Genomic DNA, 20631 nt, shown 5'->3' on the forward strand with positions numbered 1-20631 from the left:
TCAGGGGAGCGGTCGCTGCCAAGGCTAGCCGGACACACGGGTGGTCCGGGCGCCCCGGCACGAACCTCAGCGAGTTCTCAGCCCGAGCTCACACACCGTGCACTTCGGATCTGCCGTCCCGCACCACGATGAACCCGGTCTGAAAGTTCTGCTGCACACCACCCGGAACGGTGAACTCGTCGCTCACCGGATACCCCAGACGACCGTTCTCGAAGCCCTGTGCGGCCCAGGCGTCGGCCAGCGGGCCCGGTCGCACCACGAAGGCACCCGAGAGCGGGCTCCAGTAGATGGTGCCGCCCTCGAACCGGGTGGCCCGGCCGAAGTCCTTCAGCGGCAACTCACCCGACACCGGGAACCCGAGCGGGCTGTTCTCGAATCCGAGCTGGGCGTACTTGTCGAGGATGAAACCCTCCACGCGGTGCGCGCCGGTGGCGGCGCTGTGGAACATGGTGCCGTGCTCGAAGGCCTGCACCGCACCGTCGCGGCTCGGCGTGCGCGCCTCGGCGGCCAACGGGTAGCCCGCGGGCCCACCCTCGAAGCCCTGCCTGCCCCATTCCTCGAGGAAGGCGCCGCGCACCATCTGTGCGCCGGTCTGCGGCGACCAGTAGATCGAGCCGCCCTCGAAGGTCTGCATGCGGCCGCGCCCGTCGGGCAGGCCGTGCTCGTCGCCGGTCGGTAGGCCCAACGGCGAAGCGGCACCGCCGATTCCGGCGTAGGTGCCGCCGATCCGGCCGCCGACGGCGTGGGTGCCGGTCGTGGCCGAATGGAACACCCGGCCGTTCATGAAGTCCTGCACCACCCCGGCACCCGCCGCGTACTCCCCCGTGACGCACCCGCCGAGCCAATTCGCCACCTGCACAACCGAACCGATCGCCCCGCCGGCAGCGCACTGCGCCCCGCCGGGCTCGGTGCCGAGTGCGGCCGCGGCTTGCGGCCACGACTGACGCATTTCGAAATCCCAGTACGGCCACGAATGTGTGCCCGCCGGACGGTAATTCGCCTGCACCGGGATCGCGAGCTTCTCCAGCTTGGTCACGAAGTTCTGCGTCGACAGGCGCGAGAGGATCTCCAGCCCGGTGCCCGCCCAGTTCTCGCTCAGCAGCGGGATCTCGCCCGCCTGATCGTGGCTGCCCGCCAGCCCGCTGCCGCTCGAGACATACATGCTCACGCCTTTGAGCTTCTCGGCGAGCAGGTAGGGATCGTGGGCCGCCCACTCCGGGCTGCCGGGCGGACCCCACATGGCCGAGGACTCGAACCCGCCCGCGTCGCGCACCGCGAATTCGATCGCCTGCGGCATACCGAGCGTCGTGGTGGTGAGCAGGCCCGAGTACGAGGCCACGTACTTCATCAGGCCGGGATTGCGGCCCGCCAGGTTCATCGCGGCCGTGCCACCCATCGAAAGGCCTTGGACCCCACGTACATCCGTCGTGCGCCAATCACGTTCGAGCACCGGCGGAAGCTCCTTGGTGAGGAAGGTCTCCCACTTGTACACATGGCCGTTGTTGGGCTCGAGCCAATCGGAGTAGAAGCTGGACTGACCGCCCACTGGCAGCACCACGTTCACGTTCTTGTCGGCGTAGAAGCCTTCGGCGTCGGCGTCTTTGGTCCAGCCGTTCTCGTCGTCCTGGGCGCGCAGGCCGTCGAGCATCAGCATCATCGGGAACGCGGCGTCGGGCCGGGCGTGCCAGTCGCGGGCCAGCAGCATCTGCACCTGGATGGGGGTGTTCATGGCGGGCGAGAAGACCGTCAAGGCCACCCGTCGGTCCGTCAGCCACTCCACCCGTTGCACCGACGCCACCGCGGCCTGTGCGGGCGTGGGAACGGTGAGCGCCGGACCGAGCAGGGCGGCGGTCATGGCCGCGATTCCGAGGATCCGCCGAATCGGCGCCCGGAGACGATGTTTCTGCAACACGCGCGACCTCCTATCCCCACCCTGGGACACAGCCTCCGTCACGTTGTACCGCAGTACCGGCCGATAACCGGGGAAGACACGCGAAGCGCCCGCACAGCAAAAAGACCGGCCCACCCTGCGGGTGAGCCGGTCTTCTCAGCGTTGCTGTGCGGAAACTACTCAGGCACCGAGCGCGCCGAGGATCTGCGGGCGAGCCTTCCACAGCTGGTCTTCCCAGTACTTCCACGAGTGGGTACCGCTGGCCGGGAAGTCGAAGGTGGCCGGGATACCGAGGCTGGCCAGACGACGCTGGAACGCCAGGGTGCTCACGAACGAGATGGCCTCGATGCCCATCGCGTTGGCGGTGTTGTACACCCCGCCCAGACCGGCCGGACGATCGTGCTGACCGGGCAGGCCGTTGGCCGAGGAGATGAACATCGGCAGACCACGCAGCTCCGGCGCGAACACCATCGGGTCCATCCGCAGCCACGCCGGGCTCCACGGAGCGGCCATGGAGTCGACGTTGAAGCGGCCCGCGTCGAGCATCATCACGCGGATCGCCTCACGCATGCCGGGGGCACCCCAGTTCAGCGGGCCCGACAGCGAGGAAGCGTGCTTGAACTGGTCGCGGTGCAGGGCGGCCAGCCGCAGCGCGGCCGGACCCGACATCGACAGGCCGAGCACCGCGTTGTTGTGGCGGGAAACGCCGTAGCCCTCGAGGAAGGCGGGGAGCTCTTCGGTGAGGAAGGTTTCCCACTTGTAGGTGGTCTTCTGACCGTTGGTGTTGGACGCGGCGGTCCAGTCGGCGTACCAGCTGGACTGGCCACCGACCGGCATCACCAGGGTGACGTTGTCGTTGGCGAACTGCTGCATCGCGTTGGTCTCGAAGGACCAGGCGTTGCGGTCGTCGCGGGCGCGCAGACCGTCGAGCAGGTACAACGCGGCATTGCCGCCGTTGCGGGCCCACTGAACCTGGACCTTCACCGGACCCATCTTCGACGGGACCATCAGTTCTTCGTAGCCACCCGCGGGCGCACGCAGTGCGACACCCGGAACCGGCGCGGCGAACGCAGTCGGGGCCGCCGCACCCGCGGCGATCGGCAGCACGAGGGCTGCTGCGCCGACAGCTAGAATTCGATTACGCCAACCACGAGGTGCTGTGCCCCGGGATGTACCCGGCTGGTCACCCTTCGGCGCGACGGCCTTGCCGAAACGCATGTGAATTCCGCTCTCTTTCTGCTGTTATGGCATGCCAGACACGTCGGTGTCGACAACCGGATCCCGACAGTCCGGTCGTCAGAAGAGATGAAACAACGATCTGGTCACACTTACGCTCGCTGGAGGATATTCGACCGGCGAATTAACTGCAAGGGCAGGGATATTGGCGGCTGGCGCCGCTGGGGTTCTCGGCCCTGCGGGCCTCGCACCCGAAGGGCGATACTGCGCCTGCGGCGTTACGTCTCGCCCTTCGGGTGCGAGGCGGCCGAAAACCCGTTGTTGTCCGGACACACGAAACCGGCGCCGAAATGTTCGGCGCCGGTTCATGTTTTGTCAGCCGATATTGTTCGACAGGTCCGGGATCATGCGCAGGGCCTCGTCGTTCCAGGTGTTCCAGGCGTGGATGCCGAAGGGCGGGAAAGAGTAGGTGACGTTGCGCGCGCCGAGGGTGGCCATGCGGACTTCGAAGGCGCGAGTGTTCGCCAGTGCCAGCGCTTCCAGCGCCATTCCGTTGACGGTGTTGATGTTCGGTCCGTCGGAACTGGTCGGCAAGCCTGAGCCCGCCGCTATCCACAGGCGGGTGTTGTTGCGGACCAGGTTGGGGGCGAACACGAACGGGTCCATCCGGAGCCACTGTGGGCCCCACGGCGGGGCCATGGAGTCCACGTTGTAGCCGCCCGCGTCGATCATGCCGAGGCGGATGGCCTCACGCATACCGGGCGCGGAGATGTTCAGGTAACCGGAGTAGGCGCCCGCGAAGGAGAACTGGTCGGGGTGGTAGGCGGCGAGAGTGAGCGCCGCCGAACCGCCCATCGACAGGCCGAACACGCCGTTGCGGGTGCGGCTGAAGCCGAGCCGGTCGCCGAGCGCGTTGGGCAGTTCCCGGGTGAGGAAGGTTTCCCATTGGTACCGGTAGCTCTTGCCCGGTCCGCCGGCGAACGCGTCGATCGCGCCGGAACCGGTGGCGGGACCGTTGCCGGGCACACCGAAGAAGCTGCTCGGGGAATTCCAGTCGGCGTAGAAACTCGACATTCCACCGACCGGCATCACCACGTTGATATCGGCCCGTGCGAGCGCGTTGGGGATATCGGTCTCGATTTCCCAGCCGTTGAGATGCTCGGGGGCGCGCATACCGTCGAGGACATAGACCACTCGATTGGTGTTGCCGTTGGCCGCGCGCAGAATGCGCGTCTTCACCGGGCCCATGCCGGAATCGACCCAGAAGTCGAACGCGGCCGGGTTGAAGCCCGCGGCGGCCGGCGCGGCGGTGCCACCGACGGCCGTGGCGAGCGGGACGAGCAGAGCCATGGATACGCCCGCGGCCCATCGCCGCACCCACGATCCGCGGGTGGCGGTCTTCACGGGTCCACGCTCGCGGCGCAGTGTTCGCATTCGACTAGACCTTTCTCGGCAGACCGATAGCGCAAACCCCGAGCTACGCAGTCGGATTCCTCATCGGGCGCCGAAATGTGATCGAACCAGGGCAAAACGGACGATTCAACCTCGACGCATGCTCACTGAGTATCAAACGCTTCACGAACGCTTACATGTTGCTGGAAAGTGACCCGCAACACAACTCTCGGTGATCTGTCGCACATGATTCGTCACCGTCTTTGTCTCGGATCGTGACGCGAAAGCACAAAACCGCCCGGGTGCGAATGCACCCGGGCGGTTTCGCGTGAAACCAGCCGACTCAGCCGATATTGGCCGAAAGGTCGGGGATCATGCGGTGGACTTCCGCTTCCCAGTTGCGCCAGTTGTGCACGCCGGTGATCGGGAAGTCGAAGGTGGCGTTGCCGCCGCCGAGGGTCGCCATGCGGACCTGGAACGCGCGGCTGTTCACCATCGCGAGCAGCTCGAGCGGAACGCCCTGCACGATTTCCATCGGGTTGGACACATCGCCGGCACCGGGGATACCGCTGGCGGCCGAGACCCAGACGCGGGTGCCGTTGGCGACCAGGCGCGGGGCGAAGACGAACGGGTCCATCCGCAGCCACTGCGGGCCCCACGGCGGCGCCATCGCGTCGATGTTGAAGGCGCCCGCGGAGATCATGGCGGTGCGCATCGCCTCACGCATGCCCGGCGCGGAGATGTTCAGGTAGCCGGAGAACGAACCGGCGTAGCTGAACTGGTCGGGGTGGTAGGCGGCCAGGGTCAGGGCGGCCGAGCCACCCATCGACAGACCGAAGACACCGTTGTTGTTGGGGTTGAAACCGAGCCTGCTCGACAGCGCGTTACGCAGATGCGTGGTCAGGAAGGTTTCCCACTTGTAAGTGTTCTTCTTGCCCGCCACCTGGGCCGGAGCGATCGACGAACCGGTCATCGACGAGCCGGTGGCCGCCGAACCGGTGGAGCTACCGCCCGAACCGGCGTCGAGGCCGAAGAAGTTGCTCGGCGCGTTCCAGTCGGCGTAGAAGCTGGACTGGCCGCCGACGGGCATCACGACGTTGATGTTGGCGTCCATCAGCGCGCGGGCGACGTTGGTGTCCTTCTCCCAGCCGCTGAGGTCGTCCTGGGCCCGCATGCCGTCGAGCGCGTACACGACCCGGTTGGTGTTGCCGTCGGCCGCACGGAAGATCCGCGACTTGATCGGGCCCATTTCGGAGTCGACCCAGAAATCGAAACCACTGGGATCGAATGCCGCCGTCGCGGTGCCGGTGGGACCTGCCACCGACGCCCCGAGCGGCAGCACGATCGCCAGCGAAACCAGCACCGACCGCTTGAGCCAGCCGGCTCCCCTGGTTCTCAGACGTCCGCCACGCATTCTGTGTTGGGCCTTTCCTCATGCGGTTCACGCGGAACCGCGGTTGCAATGACCGCCGACTGACATCCGGCACACCAGTGCGCCGACGGAAGTTCCTCGTTGACCCTATCGCTACATCGATAGCCTGGCGTTACCAAAAAGTAATTATGTGATCGATTCAGCGCTGTGGCTCGGGGTAGGGGTTGACCAACCCACACCGCTGGATCTCGTACTTCGGGACGCGGTCGATGCGGTACTTCGCGAAGGTCATCGCATTGCGGAGGTTGTGCTTGAACCGATCGAGGGTGAGCGGGTCGCGCACGGAGATCATCAGGGCCTGCGTTTCGGGGCACGACATGGCGGTGCGTGCCTGGGTCACCCACTTCTCGTCCATGAACCACGGCATCCACGGATGGATGTCGACCATGCCCGAATCGACGACCACCCAGTCGGGGTACAGGCTCTTGTCGTGGCCGATGCGGCCGTCGACGAGCCGGTCCGAATGCGCGGCCAGCGGGTAGGCCAGGCCCATCGGGTCGATCACGCGCACGCTCAGCGGCACGTTCATGCTGGTCATGCCGAGGTTGAGGAAGTACACGGTGTGCCCGGAGCCGCCTTCGGGGATGGGCTGCGGCGGCGGGTCGAGGTACCAGAAGGTGAACGACGGCGAGTTCAGCAGCAGGCCGCCGTTGGGGTTGTTCGCGATGTCGTTGACCATGGCCCGCATGCGCGGGTAGTCGAGGTAGTCCTCGGCGCGGATCGGGTGGTCGTGACCGGTGTTGAGCACGTAGTACACGCGCTCGTCGACGATGCCGGAGGCGCTGATCTTGGTTCCGGTGGTGATGGCGGTGGTGCTCGCCGCGTACAGCGACCAGCCCGCCGTGCCGAGCAGCGCGACGAGCAGCACCGCGAACGACCAGTCCCGTGCCGCGAACGCGCGCACCGGGATGGGGACGACGGCCACCGGGAGCAGCAGCAGGAACAGCTGGGTGAGCAGCATCCGGCCGTGCATGAAGTCACCGCCCACGCGCACCGCGTACACGGTGAGCAGCACGCCGCTGAGCAGCACCATCACCACGACCGCGCTGGGCGAACGGAACCACGCGCGAATCGCGGCGATCGACCAGGTGGGCTTCACCCGGAACCCGTGCGCCATGGCGGCGAGCACGCCCGCGACCAGCAGCACCAGCAGCGGGATCCACAGGTAGTAGGGCCCGACCAGATCGGCCAGGTACTTCAGGCCCTGCCCCCACTTGGCACCGCCCGCGTCCTTGGCGACGGCGGTGTTGGGGTAGGGCAGGCCGTAGTAGCCCATGCGCCAGATCTGGTAGGCGACCGGGACCAGCCCGGCGACGAGAACGATCAACGCGCGCAGCACCACCGGCCCGAACCGGAACTGCGGCATCGGCGCGAGGAAGATCATGCCGAGCGCGAGCACCCCGATCAGGGTGGCCTCGGGCCGGACAAGGGGTGCGAGACCGGCAAGGAACACCAGCCCGAGCAAGCCGGGAACCCGCACGACGGCGGCTTGGCTCCACCGGATCATCAGCCACCACAGCAGCCCGACCCAGCAGATCACCAGGCCGCTCTCCAGCCCGGAGGTGGCGTAGTCGCGGGCGGGCGGCAGCGCGATGTAGACGAGCACACCCGCCGGGATCAGCAGCTGACCGGTGCTTCCGCCCCACAGCCGCGCGGTGCCGAGCATGGCGAACACCATCGCGAGCACCGAGACGACCAGGGCGACACCGAGCACCACGTATTCGAGCCTGGCCTGGGTGACCCAGCTGAAGAACCAGACGATGTAGGTCCAGGCGGTGCTGGTATTGGTTTCGACCCGCTCGTCCATGTTGAAGACCGGGCCGTTGCCCGCGAGCAGGTTGCGCACTGTGCGAAGGACGATGAGCCCGTCGTCGGCGATCCAGCGCCGTTGCCAGGCACCGATCGCGAACAGCGCGGCGGTGAGCACGACCCCACCGACGAATGTGGCCCGGGACGCGGCTGCGAAACGCGCGGCCGGGCGCGCCTGTTCGGCGCTGCCCAGCCGTTCGTCTTCAGATGATTCCCGCTCCGCTACCACGATCTCGTCAGGTGAGATAGACAGCGACACCTACCGCTCCGATCCAGGCAATAGCGAGGAACTGCAGGATGCGGTCCCCCAGCGCGATCTCTTCGGGTTCACCGGCCTCGCCACCATCGACGTCGACCGCGTAACGCAGGACTGCGATGGTAAACGGCACCATCGAGATCGCGTACCACTGGGTGTCACGGGCCTCACCCTGCTGGAACGCCCACAGTCCGTAGAACACCACGAGCGCAGTGGCCGCGAGCGTCCAGACGAAGCGCAGGTAGGTCGGGGTGTAGTACTGCAGCGACTTGCGGATCTTGGCGCCCGTGTCGAGCGCGATCTGCAACTCGGCGTAGCGCTTGCCCGCCGCCATGAACAGCGAACCGAACGCCATGATCAGCAGGAACCATTGCGACAGTTCGATATCCGCGGCCGCACCACCGGCGATGGCGCGCAGCAGGAAGCCCGAGGACACGATGCAGATGTCGAGCACGGCCTGGTGCTTGAGCCCGAGGCAGTACGCCAGCTGGATGCCGATGTACACGGCCATCACCACGGCGAGATGCCACGACGCCAGGAACGAACCGGCGATCGAACCGACCAGCAGCACGGCTGCCAGGGCGTAAGCCAGGTTGACAGGAACGACGCCCGCCGCGATCGGCCGGAACCGCTTGGTCGGGTGGGCGCGGTCGGCCTCGACGTCGAGGGAGTCGTTGACCAGGTAGATGCCCGAGGCTGCCATGCAGAACACGACGAACGCGATCGCCACGTGCGCGAGGATCCCCAGGTCGCTGACGGCTTCGGGGCCCGCGGCGAGCGGCGCGGCGAGCACGAGCACGTTCTTGACCCACTGACGTGGGCGAACGGCCTTGACGAGCCCGCCGGCCAGGGTCTTCGGCGGGCCCTTCACAGCAGCCTCGTCCAGGACGGCGGCGGACGGTTCTTCGCTCATCTCAGCCAGAGTTCTTTCGGTAGCGGTCACGGGCGGCGTCTCTTTTCGGCGGCGAGCACGGCGGCGGCCGACGCGGCCCCCAGTGCGGAACCGGCGAGCACATCGGAAGGGTAATGCACCCCGAGCACGACCCGGGACAACAGCATCGGTGGCACGAGCACCGCAGGCAAGGGTAGCCCGGTGAGCCTGCCGAGCAACACCGCCGCCGCCGTTGTGGAGGTGGCGTGCGAGGACGGGAAGCTCAGCTTGCTCGGCGTCGACACGTTGACCTGCACCGACGGATCGTTCGGGCGCGGGCGGCGGACGATGCGCTTGATGACGATCGACGCGGCGTGCGCGCCGACCGCACCGACGGCCACGCCCGCCCACTGACGGCGGCGCGGCTTGTCGACCAGCCAGCCCGCCGCCGCGATGCCGACCCAGCCGAGCGCGTGCTCACCGAAGTGCGACATCGCCCGCGCGGCCGACACGACGGCCGGGTTGGTGCCGATGGTGCCCTGCACGGCGTTGAGGATCGCGACCTCGACGGGCACCTCCACGTACTCGCCACTGCACGCGCAGTCGCCGCCGCAGCCCTCGTCGAGGAGTTCCAGTTCCGGGTTGATCGCGTTCACTTGCTTGTTCCGTTCAGGCCGAAGGTCTTCTCCCACGCCGCCGTGCTTGTCAGCTCGGCGTGCGCGGCCCGGTAGCGCTGCTGCATCTCCGGGAAGCGGGCGGTGAGCTCCTTGCGCAGGCGCAGAGCTTCCTTGAGCAACTCCGCCGCCTTGCGCGGGTCGCGCTTGCGGTACACCACGCCACGGCCGTCGGCGGTCGTCACGGTCACGCCGTCGACCTGCGAGAGCAGAAACCAGCGCGCGTCCAGCGTCGGCACGTTGAGCTGCGGTGTCTCGTGGGCGGCCGGGTCGGCCTGGCGGAAGTTGTGCACCACGCCCTTGGCCAGGCGCGCCACCTTGGCGATGGGATTGCCCGGCTCGCCGACGGCACCGACACCGTGGCGGCTGGCCAGCGGCAGTTCGGTCGAGGACGGAACCACGACGGCGTCCGGGAATTCCTTGCGCATCGCGTGGATCTTGCCCAGCGCGCTCGGCAGCAGGTCGAACAGACCCTCCGGCCCCGCGAGGAAGTCGCGGATCGCCTCGTTCTGGATGGCGACCGTGGAGTATTCGAGGCACAGCAGGTGCTTGAGGGTGGCCTTGACCGTGTTCACGATCATCGGCTTGCCGTCGCCCGGCAGGTGCAGCGAGGCGACGACCAGGCGGTTACGCAGGTGGAAGTAGGCCTGCCAGTCGATGGCGTCGTCCTTGTCGGACCAGGCCATGTGCCACACGGCGGCACCGGGGAGGGTGACCGTGGAGTACCCCGCGTCGCGAGCGCGCAGACCGTATTCGACGTCGTCCCACTTGAGGAACAGCGGCAGCGGCTGACCGATCTGCTCGGCGACCCGGCGCGGGATCACGCAGGTCCACCAGCCGTTGAAGTCGACGTCGATGCGCCGGTGCAGCAGCTTGGAGTTGTCGCGATCCTTGAGCGGATACTTCGAGAAGTCGTGGTCGTATTCGACATTCGGCGCCGAGGACCACATGAAGATCCCGCGATCGACGACCTCACCCATGCTGTGCAGGTGCGAGCGTTCCTGCAGGTTCAGCATCTGCCCGCCGACCAGCAGCGGCGACTTGGCGAACCGGGAGAACGCCAGGGCGCGCAGGATCGAGTCGGGCTCGATCTCGATGTCGTCGTCCATGTAGACGATGAACTCGGCGTCGGTCTTCAGCGCCTCGTACATGACGCGGCTGTAGCCGCCGGACCCGCCGAGGTTGGGCTGGTCGTGGATGCTGAGCCGGTCGCCCAGCGTCGCGGCGGCCTCGGTGAAGCCGGGCTCGTCGACGACCTTGCGGTTGCCCTGGTCGGCCACGATCACCGCGGCGACATTGCCGAGCACCAGCGGGTCCGAGCCGAGGGCCGCCAGGGTCTTCACCAGGTCGGTCGGCCGGTTGAAGGTGGGCATGCCGACGGCGATGCTGCCGGTGCCCGGCGCCTCCTGCGGCGCGTACCAGCCGCCCGCGAGCAGGGTGACCGCTGTGTCGGTGGTGATGTCGAACCAGATCCAGCCGCCGTCCTCGAACGGGCCGAGGTCGGTCTCGAACTCCACCGACACCGAATCCGCACCCTGCGGAACGGCGAACTCCTTGCCCTGCACGTGGATTCGCGAACCGTCGGCCTTGGAGCGGTACACGTCGACGCGACCGTGCCCGGCCAGTTCCAGGCGAAGCACCACCGACTTCAGCACGCTCCACCGACGCCAGTAGCTGGCGGGCAGCGCGTTGAAGTAGGTGCAGAACGACACCTCCGACTCCGCGCCGATCGACAGCGCGGTGCGGCTGGTGGCGTGCGCGCGGCGGGCGTTGGTGGTGGATTCCTCCAGGTAGAGGGTCCGCACGTCCAGCGGCTCACCCGGGCGCGGCAGGATCACGCGCTGCAGCAGGGCCTTGGCGCGCGTCTCGGTGGTCACGTCTTCGAGCATCGGTTGCGCGCTCATGCCTCGTCCACCAGGGGCGCACCCGACTCGAGGTGCGGACGGAGCACGTTCTCGAACATGCTCAGCGCCGAACCGATCGCCATGTGCATGTCCAGGTACTGGTAGGTGCCGAGGCGGCCACCGAAAAGCACCTTGCGCTCGGCGGTTTCACGCTTGGCGCGCTCGCGGTAGGCGAGCAGCTTGGCGCGGTCCTCCGGGGTGTTGATCGGGTAGTACGGTTCGTCGCCGGTCTGGGCGAAGCGCGAGAACTCGCGCATGATGACCGTCTTGTCGGTCGGGTAGTCGCGTTCCGGGTGGAAGTGGCGCGGCTCGATGATGCGGGTGAACGGGACGTCGGCGTCGTTGTAGTTCATGACGCTGGTGCCCTGGTAGTCACCCTGCTCGAGCACCTCGGTCTCGAAATCGATGGTGCGCCAGCCCAATTCGCCTTCGGCGTAGTCGAAGTAGTGGTCCAGCGGGCCGGTGTAGACGACGGGGGCATCCGGGTTGGCGGCGGTGATCTCGTCACGCACGTCGAACCAGTCGGTGTTGAGGCGCACGTCGATGAGCTCGGAGGCGGCCATGTTCTCCAGCCACTTCGTGTACCCCTCCTTGGGCAAGCCCTCGTAGGTGTCGTTGAAGTAGCGGTTGTCGAAGGTGTAGCGCACCGGCAGGCGGGTGATGTTGCCCGCGGGCAGTTCCTTCGGGTCGGTCTGCCACTGCTTGGCGGTGTAGTCGCGCACGAACGCCTCGTAGAGCGGGCGCCCGATCAACGAGATCGCCTTCTCCTCGAGGTTCTGCGCGTCGGCGGTCTTTACCTCGGCGGCCTGCTCGGCGATCAGCTTCTTGGCCTCTTCGGGGGTGAAGTAGCGGCCGAAGAACTGCGAGATGAGACCGAGCCCCATCGGGAACTGGTAGGCCTGACCCTTGTGCATGGCGAACACGCGATGCTGGTAACCGGTGAACTCGGTGAACTGGGTGACGTAGTCCCACACCTTCTTGTTCGAGGTGTGGAACAGGTGCGCGCCGTACTTGTGAATCTCGATTCCGGTTTCCGGATCGGGCTCGGAGTAGGCGTTGCCACCCAGGTGGTAGCGGCGGTCGATCACCAGCACCCGCTTACCCAGCACGTTCGCGGCCCGCTCGGCCACGGTCAGGCCGAAGAAGCCGGACCCGACCACGATCAGGTCGTACTGGTTTGCCTGGCTGGCGGAATCTGCGTTGACGGAGTTACCCGAGGACGATGCGGCGGTCACGGGTGCCCAGCGTATCGGAAGACGCCGGATTGTCCCGGCGGAGTCCATGACCGACTCCTGACCTGCGCTTTTATCAGCCACTACCCGGACAGGACCGAATCGATGCCGATGCGTACGGCAACGTCGGGTGTGAGTCGCTGTTCCGAGGCGGAGTCAGGTGTCAGTAGTGGGGATACGCATTCGGGCGACCGGCGCGGATCCAGCGGCCCGTCGAGGGTGCTGCGGTCAGGATGAGGATGATCAGGGGGAAGAACGAGATCACGAGGGCGCCCGCGATCGCGCCACCGGCCTCCGACGAGGAGGTCTGGCTCAGTGCCATGAGGACCGAGACCCAGGTACCACCCAGGGCGAGGACGGACAGCAGGATCAGGAGCACGCGGCCCGCGGTCTTGCGACGGAACAGCAGGATGGAGCCGAGGAACCACAGCAGGCTGGGGACGGCGGCGATGGCGAGGCCGATGGTCACCTCGGACCGGCCCGCTTCGTCGGTGGCGCTGGTCGGCTCGGTGGCGAAGATGAAGGCCGCGGCGATTCCGAGTCCGCCGAGGGCGGTCAGCGACAGCAGCAGTGAGATGACAGCAGCGGTGATCGCCGTTCCCCCGCCGGGGCGTGGTTGTCCGTAGCCCGGCGGGTACTGGCCGTAAGCCGGTGCGCCGTAACCGTATTCGGCATACGGCTGGGCACCGTAGGGCTGGGCGTAGGGGTCGGGGGCATAGCCCGGTTGTGCGTAACCCTGTGCCGCGTACGGGTCGTAGCCCTGTGGGCCGTGCGGATACCCCATCGTTCCCCCTCCTGACGAGCTGTGTGCCCTGGTGCTGACCAGCTGAAACTATACGGCCGGTCCGACAAGACCTTTCGGGCGTGCGCGCGTGTAGGCCGCCGTCCACGGCAGGAGTGCCATGAGCAGCACGATCGCGCCGAGCCCGGTCGCGGTGGCGGCGGCCGTCCAGTTGTGGTTGACGATCGCCGTCACCGCTCCCGGCACCCCACCGAGACCGACGAAGATCGAACGCAGTACCGATTGGTCGGCGAACCAGTGGATGCCGTACCCCGAGTCGTAGCCGATGAGCGTGGCGAGCAGGGCGAGCAGCCCGAGGCCGAGTTGCGCTGCGGCGGCGACGATCAGCACCCAGCGGCCGGTGTCGTCGCGGCGGGCGAGCAGCAGCGCGCCGTAGCCGAAGGCGAACGCGGCGGCCAGCGCGCCGAGGGTGCTGAAGAGGACGAGCGAATCGTCGAGCAGCTCCGGGTCGCTGAAGAAGGTGCGCAGGACATACGCCGCGCCGAGCAGATTCGCCACGGCGGCGAGCGCGCCGAGGGTCACGGCGACGACGGCCGTCACGTCACCGAGAGTCGTTGTCTTCTCCTGCTCGAGCATGGTCCGACCGTATCCCGTCCGCCGCTATCGCGTCGCGGTCCAGCGTCGCGTCGGCTCGATCACGCTGAACGCCACGATCACCACATTGAGCCCGAGCCAGCAGTCCAGCGGCCCGAACCGCCAGCCGTGACTCGCCCCGTTCAGCACCACGACCAGCCCCGTCGCCCCCGCCATCACCGCCGCCATCGTGAGCAGCACTCGCCTGCCGAGCATCCGGCGCCGCAGCAACAGCACCGCGCCGAGCAGGTACACCACGCCGAGCCCGCCGACGATCCCCGCGCCCACATAGTCGAGATCGATCTGACGCCCGAGCGTTCGCAATACCGCGGTCGCCACCCCGACGACGATCCCCGCAACGCCGACCAGTACCCCCAGCCAACCCGCGATCAGCGCGGTCACCGCGCGCGAAGGCCCCTCCGGCCGCACCTGCTCCACACTGTCCCCGCTACTTGTCGTCGTTCGGAGTCAGTTATACGGGGCTTGCGTGATCTGCGCCGGGGTGTGCTTGGGTTGCGGTCCCAGCTGTACGGAACTACCTCGGTGTTTTGTGCACCACGGAGGTACTGGGCTGTGTTTTGGAGCGCTGGCGCGCTCGAGCGCGGCCCCTGAGGGGCCGCGCGAACAAAAAGAGCCGGCTACCCCACCCCGCAACATCCGCACCCAAGACCGCGCCCGGGCAATATCCACCCGAGCGCGGCCCCGTCACACCCCGTCGCGCGCCGGCCAACCCCTACGCCGGATGCGCGGCGGCATACGCGCGGAACGCATCCCGGATGTACTCGGCCGTGTTCTCGCCGTGCACGTCGTAGTTCTTCCGGAAACGCGGATCGGCGACGTACATCTCGCCGAGACCGACGAGATATTCGTTGGTCACCGGCCGGCCCTGAGTACCGTCACCGAGCCAGGCACGGTGACGTTCGACGATGGCCTGCACCGTGTCGCCTTCCACGGGAAGACCTGCGGCGTGGGCCTTTCCGAAGTCGGCCGCGATGTCGAGCTGGGTCTGCAGGAACTGCTGCTTACCTTCTTCGCTCAGCGAACGCCACCAGCGGTCGCCGCTCTCGTAGGCCTCCTTGCCCCAGCGCTGGGTGACTTCTTCCTTGTACTGGGTGTGGTCGAAACCGTCGAAAACCTCTGCGGCCATGAGCGGTTCACCTCTTTCCGTCTTGTGCAATGTGGTCGACACCGAGTCGATCTGCCGGGCGATCCGATCCTGTTGCTGCCGAAGCAGTTCCAGGTGGGTGCGCAGCGCGTCGGTGGTGTTCTGTTCACCGGCTAGAACCTCGGCGATCACCGGAAGGCCGAGCCCGAGTTCGCGCAGCAGCAGAATGCGCTGCAGGCGGACCAGGGAGTTCTGGTCGTAGTAGCGGTAGCCGTTGGCGCCGATCCGGCTCGGCTCCAGCAGCCCGAGCTGCCCGTAGTGGCGCAGCGTGCGGCTGGTGGTGCCTGCGGCTTTCGCGAGGTCCTGAATGGACCATTCACCCGCCATGACCAGCTCCTTTCCCGTCGATGAGACCAGTCTGCAAGTTGACGCTACGTCAAGGTCAACCTCTAAAGTCAGAACCCGATCTCGACCTCGACGGTGTCGCGTTCGGTGTACATCCGCCAGTACTCGGCGCCGAGTTCGGCGTTGCCGATACGCGGCAGCACCATCCCGGCGGGGATCAGCTCGGGATGCGCGTCGACCTCGTGCTGCACCGCACTGTTCTCGATGAGCGAGCCGATGGCGAGCAGTCCGGCGTAGACGCCGGTGCCGTCGAGTTCGGCGGCCAACTGCCGGACATAGGCCCGCTGCGCGCCGAGCGCTACTCCCATATTGGCCAGGTAGGGCTGTAGGTTCGCCTCGGACGCGCCGGAGGAGAACAGGAGCGCGCCGCGCCCGCGACCGAGCATGCCGGGCAGGAGTTCGCGGCTGAGCTGGATCGACGAGTACACCTTGAGCGCGAACGGCAGCTCCAGCGCGGCCCGGTCGACCTCGCGGGTCGACGCGCTGCGCACCGATATCCCGGCGGCGGCCGCGTGCACCGCTACTTCGATCGGCCCCAGCTTCTCCTCGACCCGCGTGATCACCTCGGTCAGCTGGGCAGGATCGGTGATGTCGGCGGTGAAGGGCTCGGCGTCGATCCCGGCCGCACGCAACCCCGCCACTCGCTCGGCGGCCGCGTCGGGGTCTCGCCCGACAGCCGCGACCCGAAAGCCGTTGCGCCCGAATGCCTGTGCCGTTCCGGCACCGAGGCCTGGTCCATATCCGAAGATCGCGAGTGTGCTCATCCGACTACCTCACTAAGTTGAGCCCTGGTTCAAGTTAACGGCAAACTAGCATCAACTTGAACCAGGGCTCAAGATATTTCGGCGGGTCGATTTGTAGGATCGGCGAATGCCCGAGGACAAGCCGTTGCGCAGCGACGCCAAGCGCAATCGCGACGCCCTGGTCGCCGCGGCCCGCGAACTCTTCGAGGAACGCGGGCTCGACGCGCCGCTCAAGGACATCGCCGCGCGGGCCGGTGTCGCGATCGGCACCCTCTACAACCGCTTTCCCACCCGCGACGACCTCATCGCCGCCGCCGTCGACGACCGGCTCGGTGCGGGCACCCGCATCGCCGAGGAGGCGCTGCGCATCGACGATCCGTGGGAATCGTTCGTCTTCCTGGTCGAGGGCATCTGCGCGCTGCACGCGAACGACCGCATCCTCGGCGAACTGGCCCTGCGCGCTCCGCCGAGCCCGGCGCTGGAGCGGGCCAGGGCGCACGGGCACGACCTGATGCGCCGGATCGTGACCCGCGCGCAGGAAGCCGGTGCGCTGCGCGCGGATTGGATACTCGAGGACATCGCCTTCATCACCTGGTCCCACACCAGTGTTGTCGCCGCGACCGCGCACGTCGCCCCCGACCTCTGGCGCCGCAATCTCGCCCTCATCCTGGACGGTCTGCGCGCGAAAGCCGCACACCCCCTGCCGGTTCCGGCCCTCACCGAGGACCAGTTGATGCAGGCGATGCGCGGCTGACGTCGCAGATCCCGCAGGTGGTTCTATCGACCGGCGACGACCGGTTCCCGCGGCACACTCGCAGCGGGCCCGGTCTTTGCCGGGATCTGCCCGAGGACGGTGCCGGCCAAGGCGATGACGAGGCCGAGGACCTGTAGCGGGGCCAGCGCCTCGCTCAGCGCGATCCAGCCGATCACCGCCGCGGTGACGGGGCTGAGCAGGCCGAGGAACGAGACCGAGGTGGCCGACACCCGGGCGATGCCACGGAACCACAGCCAGTAGGCCAGCGCTGTGCCGATGACGCCGATGTAGAGGTAACCGCCGACGGCTTCGGCGTCGAGGGCGGGCGGGGCGCCTTCCACGAACAGGGCGAGCGGGGTGATGAGCAGGCCCGCCGCGGTGAGCTGCCAGCCGGTGACGGTGAGTGGACCGACGCCGGTCGGGTGGCCCCATTTCTTGGCGAGCACCGTGCCCGCGCCCAGGGAGGCAGCGGCTGCGAGGCCCGCGAGTACGCCGACGGTGTCGAGCTCGACAGTGCCGCGCAGGACGACGAGGCCGACCCCGAAAACTCCGATCAGACCGGCGAGAACCTTACGGCGAGTGGGCGTTTCGGCCAGCAGGACGGCGGCGAAACCGAGCGCGAACATGGGTGCGATCGCGGCGAGCACGCCCGCTACACCGCCGGGGAGCCGGTAGGCGGCGAGAAACAGCAGAGGGAAGAAGACGCCCATGTTGAGCGTGCCGAGCACGGCTGCGCGGCCGATCCAGATGCCGCGCGGGAGGGTGCGGGTGATGGCGAGCAGGACGAGACCCACGGGGAGCGCCCGCATGAGGGCGGTGAACAGCGGCCGGTCGGGCGGGAGGAATTCGGTGGTGACGGCGTAGGTGGAACCCCAGGCGATGGGGGTGAGTGCGGTGAGCGCGAGGGTGCGGGCGTCGCCGTGGGTTGCGGTCGTCATGTTCGCTCCTGATTGATAATCTCAACGTTGAAATATCTACTCCTGGCGATGCCTCAGCGTCAAGTAGATGAATGTTGAGATATTCAACGGAGAGAGGAACTCGCATGTCCGATGCCGTGGACTCGATCGTCGAACACTGGAATCGCGAACGCCCCGACGTCGACGTGTCGCCGATGGCGGTGATCGGCCGCATCACCCGCCTCGGCCGCCTCTTCGATCAGGAACTGCGCACGTTCTTCGCCCAGCACGACCTGGAACGCTGGGAATTCGACGTGCTCGCCACCCTGCGCCGCTCCGGCGGCACCCAGGGCCTCACCGCGGGCGCCCTCAACCGCGCCGCCATGGTCACCTCCGGCGCGATCACCAATCGCATCGACCGACTCGCCGCGAAAGACCTGGTCCGCCGCGTCCCCTGCGCCGACGACCGCCGCTCGATCTTCGTCCAGCTCACCGACAAGGGCACCGAACTGGTCGACCGTCTCCTGCCCCTCCACGTAGCCAACGAGCAACGCCTCCTCGCCTGCCTCACCCCCGAAGACCGCGACAACCTCGTCGACCTGCTGCGCACGCTGTCGATCGGCCTGGGCGACACGTCGATCAGCTGACGGGCCCTGAGCAGGGGAAATACCACTTCGGCGCCCCGACCGGCGCTCGCCCCATACGCAACGAATCTGGACACACGTTCACCACGCTCTGGCGGCGGGAGCTACTCGGCCGATGCCGCCACCACAGCGTGGTGATCAAACATTCAACTGGTGCCCGAGCCGTCGGACGGGGATAGCACCCTCGCCGCGACCTGGACGCACGTCGTGTGGACGCCTGGCGTGCGCTATTCGGTGGGGACCGCGTTCGGCTGCAGCGGTGGCGGGACGGCACCCGGGTCCGGTTCGAGGATCTGTTCCGGCGCGAAGTTCGGGTCGACCCCGCTGCTCATCTCCGGCCCGGGGGCGGCGTCGGTCCCGCTCGCGTCCGGTGTGGCCGCAGCATTCGGATCGGTGCTGACGCCTGGGCCTGTCGCAGCACCCGGACCTGTTGCGGCGCCCGGGTCTGTCGCGGCGTTCGGGTCAGGCGCGGCGTTCGGGTCAGGCGCGGCGTTCGGGTCGGGCGCCGGACCGACATCGGCGAGGCTGGGCAGCTGGGGTGCGCCCTCGACAAGTGGGTCACCCTGCGCCCCACCGGGTTTCGGTCGTGATCCGGCTGACCCGGGAACCTGGTCACCGACCTCGGGCACCAACTGGAGCAGCGTGGAGAAGTCGACCACTTGGGCGCCGAGGGTTTTCGTCGCCACGATGACGCCGTTGGTGTACAGGCGGTAGGTGCCCGCACGTTGGGGCAGCATCATCTCCGGGCCGATGGGTGCACCGATCGAACTGCCGGGACCACCGAGGCGGCGGTATTCGGTGTCGATCACCGACTCCCCCGCGAGTGCTTCGATGGTCGGGCCGGGATCGGCGGGGAGCTCGGGAAGTGCTGGGATGGGCAGGGATTCGACGAGGTCGCCGGGGGCCGGGCCGACGGCGAAGGTTTCGATGTCGGCGGGTCGGCCGCCGTCGGGAGCGGCGGAGTACTCCGAGCGCAGGATCAGGCCGTCGCGCAGCAGCACCGTGCCGACGGTGGCGGCGACGGCGTCGGTGGTTCGCGCGTCTTCCTTGACTGTGCCCGGGTAGACCTGGCAGTCGGTGGTGTCGCAGGTCTGCGCGTACGGGTAGCGGTCTTCGGCGAGGGCGTAGGAGCGGGCGGCGATGGCCTGTGCGCGCAGCGCTTCGAACGCGCCCTGATCGGCCCAGTTGGCCTGCATTTCGGCGGGCAGGACGCCGGCGAGATAGTCCTCGATATCGACCTGGTTCACGGTTCGATACGAGCCGTTCTCCAGTGCGACGCCGAGCGCGCCGCGATAGGCGGTGCCGCCGCAGAGAGTGAGATGTTCGTCGGCGGGGCGCCCCGGCCCGGCACCGATCGGGTAGACGTACGGGTCGTCGGTTGCGCTCTGCCACAACACTTCTCCGTCGCAGCCCGCGGTCACCACCACGCTGGCGCCACCATCGGGCATGGGGGTGAGGTGGGCGGCTTCGCCGGGTCCGATCATCCGGCCCGCGACCTGCGCGCCCGCGGCGGCATAGGTGTCGAGGGTGGCGTCGTCCTGGGCTTGCAGGCGTACACCGATGGTGGTTGCTCCGATTTGGCCGAGTTCCGCCCCGGGGTAGTAGTGGCCGAGGATCTCCTCGGCGTTCCAGCCCGCGCGAGCGTTGTCGAAGGCGCCGACCTGACTCATGCCGCGACCGTGCCCGGCCCCGACTGTCGGCTCGACGTCCGGCAGCAGTTGCCACAGCCCGAGTGCCCCGGTGAGCACGAGCGCCGTACCGCCAACCAGCACCGGAAGGGGTGGCGTCGCGAGTATCGGAACCGCACGGCGGCGGGTGCCGCGACGGGTCTTGCGGGCGATCGAGGTATCCGCTCTCATCCTGCGCTCCCACGGTTCGGGGGTTCTACCGGCGGAGCTCGCGTCGGCATGTCGTCCGCGCCGAGCGGGTTCCGAGGGCTACATTCGAGCAATCACATAACTCTCGAGTTGAGGTTTAGATGTGTGACGTATGTTAACTAGTGTGGTGTGTGAGGCAAGAGGAAGCAAGCATCACTTGCCGGTGATCTGCCGCTAGGGATGACACTGCTCGAC

Annotated in this window: 18 protein-coding genes; 2 read left to right on the top strand and 16 right to left on the bottom strand. The window is 67.7% G+C overall.

The window, feature by feature from the left end:
• Nucleotides 1-88: 88 nt before the first annotated feature.
• The 14 genes from AB0F86_RS16245 to AB0F86_RS16310 all read right to left on the bottom strand — a co-directional run bounded on the left by AB0F86_RS16245 (nt 89) and on the right by AB0F86_RS16310 (nt 16286).
• The gene (locus AB0F86_RS16245) at nt 89-1855 is read right to left on the bottom strand and encodes an alpha/beta hydrolase-fold protein (RefSeq protein ID WP_356984790.1); all 1767 of its coding nucleotides are present in this window, start codon (nt 1853-1855) and stop codon (nt 89-91) included.
• Nucleotides 1856-2071: 216 nt separating this feature from the next.
• Nucleotides 2072-3109, bottom strand: coding sequence for an alpha/beta hydrolase family protein (locus AB0F86_RS16250; protein WP_255495612.1), 1038 nt, complete (start codon nt 3107-3109; stop codon nt 2072-2074).
• Nucleotides 3110-3442: 333 nt separating this feature from the next.
• On the bottom strand, nt 3443-4501 hold the full coding sequence (locus tag AB0F86_RS16255; protein WP_181700510.1) for an alpha/beta hydrolase family protein: 1059 nt from the start codon (nt 4499-4501) through the stop codon (nt 3443-3445).
• Between the two features lie 301 nt (nt 4502-4802).
• Nucleotides 4803-5873: an alpha/beta hydrolase family protein gene (locus tag AB0F86_RS16260; protein ID WP_181700508.1), complete on the bottom strand. Its 1071-nt coding sequence runs from the start codon at nt 5871-5873 to the stop codon at nt 4803-4805.
• 157 nt (nt 5874-6030) lie between these two features.
• The gene (gene zomB, locus AB0F86_RS16265) at nt 6031-7893 is read right to left on the bottom strand and encodes a flagellar motor control protein ZomB (RefSeq protein WP_356984792.1); all 1863 of its coding nucleotides are present in this window, start codon (nt 7891-7893) and stop codon (nt 6031-6033) included.
• Between the two features lie 43 nt (nt 7894-7936).
• A complete protein-coding gene (locus AB0F86_RS16270) occupies nt 7937-8869 on the bottom strand; it encodes a decaprenyl-phosphate phosphoribosyltransferase (protein WP_067494894.1) in 933 nt (310 codons plus the stop codon).
• 26 nt (nt 8870-8895) lie between these two features.
• Entirely contained in the window at nt 8896-9408 is a 513-nt protein-coding gene (locus tag AB0F86_RS16275; RefSeq protein ID WP_067494988.1) for a phosphatase PAP2 family protein, read from the bottom strand.
• A 71-nt stretch (nt 9409-9479) separates the two neighbouring features.
• Nucleotides 9480-11405 (bottom strand): glycosyltransferase, encoded by a 1926-nt coding sequence (locus AB0F86_RS16280; RefSeq protein WP_356984634.1) that lies wholly within the window; start codon nt 11403-11405, stop codon nt 9480-9482.
• Nucleotides 11402-12640 (bottom strand): UDP-galactopyranose mutase, encoded by a 1239-nt coding sequence (gene glf / locus AB0F86_RS16285; RefSeq protein ID WP_356984636.1) that lies wholly within the window; start codon nt 12638-12640, stop codon nt 11402-11404. Before glf ends, AB0F86_RS16280 begins: the two co-directional genes overlap by 4 nt.
• 160 nt (nt 12641-12800) lie before the next feature.
• Nucleotides 12801-13421, bottom strand: coding sequence for a hypothetical protein (locus tag AB0F86_RS16290; protein WP_356984637.1), 621 nt, complete (start codon nt 13419-13421; stop codon nt 12801-12803).
• A gap of 48 nt (nt 13422-13469) precedes the next feature.
• The gene (locus AB0F86_RS16295; protein WP_356984639.1) at nt 13470-14015 is read right to left on the bottom strand and encodes a hypothetical protein; all 546 of its coding nucleotides are present in this window, start codon (nt 14013-14015) and stop codon (nt 13470-13472) included.
• Between the two features lie 24 nt (nt 14016-14039).
• Complete coding sequence (locus AB0F86_RS16300) at nt 14040-14450, bottom strand: hypothetical protein (protein WP_181700496.1); 411 nt, start codon at nt 14448-14450, stop codon at nt 14040-14042.
• 295 nt (nt 14451-14745) lie between these two features.
• Nucleotides 14746-15504: a MerR family transcriptional regulator gene (locus AB0F86_RS16305; protein WP_356984641.1), complete on the bottom strand. Its 759-nt coding sequence runs from the start codon at nt 15502-15504 to the stop codon at nt 14746-14748.
• Nucleotides 15505-15572: 68 nt separating this feature from the next.
• A complete protein-coding gene (locus AB0F86_RS16310) occupies nt 15573-16286 on the bottom strand; it encodes an SDR family oxidoreductase (protein ID WP_356984643.1) in 714 nt (237 codons plus the stop codon).
• Between the two features lie 106 nt (nt 16287-16392).
• Here AB0F86_RS16310 and AB0F86_RS16315 point away from each other — a divergent pair, with 106 nt between their 5' ends.
• Entirely contained in the window at nt 16393-17019 is a 627-nt protein-coding gene (locus tag AB0F86_RS16315) for a helix-turn-helix domain-containing protein (RefSeq protein WP_356984645.1), read from the top strand.
• A 23-nt stretch (nt 17020-17042) separates the two neighbouring features.
• Here the strand turns inward: AB0F86_RS16315 and AB0F86_RS16320 are convergent, their stop codons facing one another.
• Nucleotides 17043-17957, bottom strand: a complete 915-nt coding sequence (locus tag AB0F86_RS16320; RefSeq protein WP_356984647.1) for an EamA family transporter — start codon at nt 17955-17957, stop codon at nt 17043-17045.
• A gap of 104 nt (nt 17958-18061) precedes the next feature.
• Here AB0F86_RS16320 and AB0F86_RS16325 point away from each other — a divergent pair, with 104 nt between their 5' ends.
• Entirely contained in the window at nt 18062-18562 is a 501-nt protein-coding gene (locus tag AB0F86_RS16325; RefSeq protein WP_225281707.1) for a MarR family transcriptional regulator, read from the top strand.
• Nucleotides 18563-18786: 224 nt separating this feature from the next.
• Here AB0F86_RS16325 and AB0F86_RS16330 read toward each other — a convergent pair whose 3' ends face one another.
• On the bottom strand, nt 18787-20418 hold the full coding sequence (locus AB0F86_RS16330) for a SpoIID/LytB domain-containing protein (RefSeq protein WP_356984648.1): 1632 nt from the start codon (nt 20416-20418) through the stop codon (nt 18787-18789).
• Nucleotides 20419-20631: the final 213 nt, after the last annotated feature.

This window comes from Nocardia sp. NPDC023733 (genome assembly GCF_040639775.1).
Taxonomy (GTDB): Bacteria; Actinomycetota; Actinomycetes; order Mycobacteriales; family Mycobacteriaceae; genus Nocardia; species Nocardia rosealba.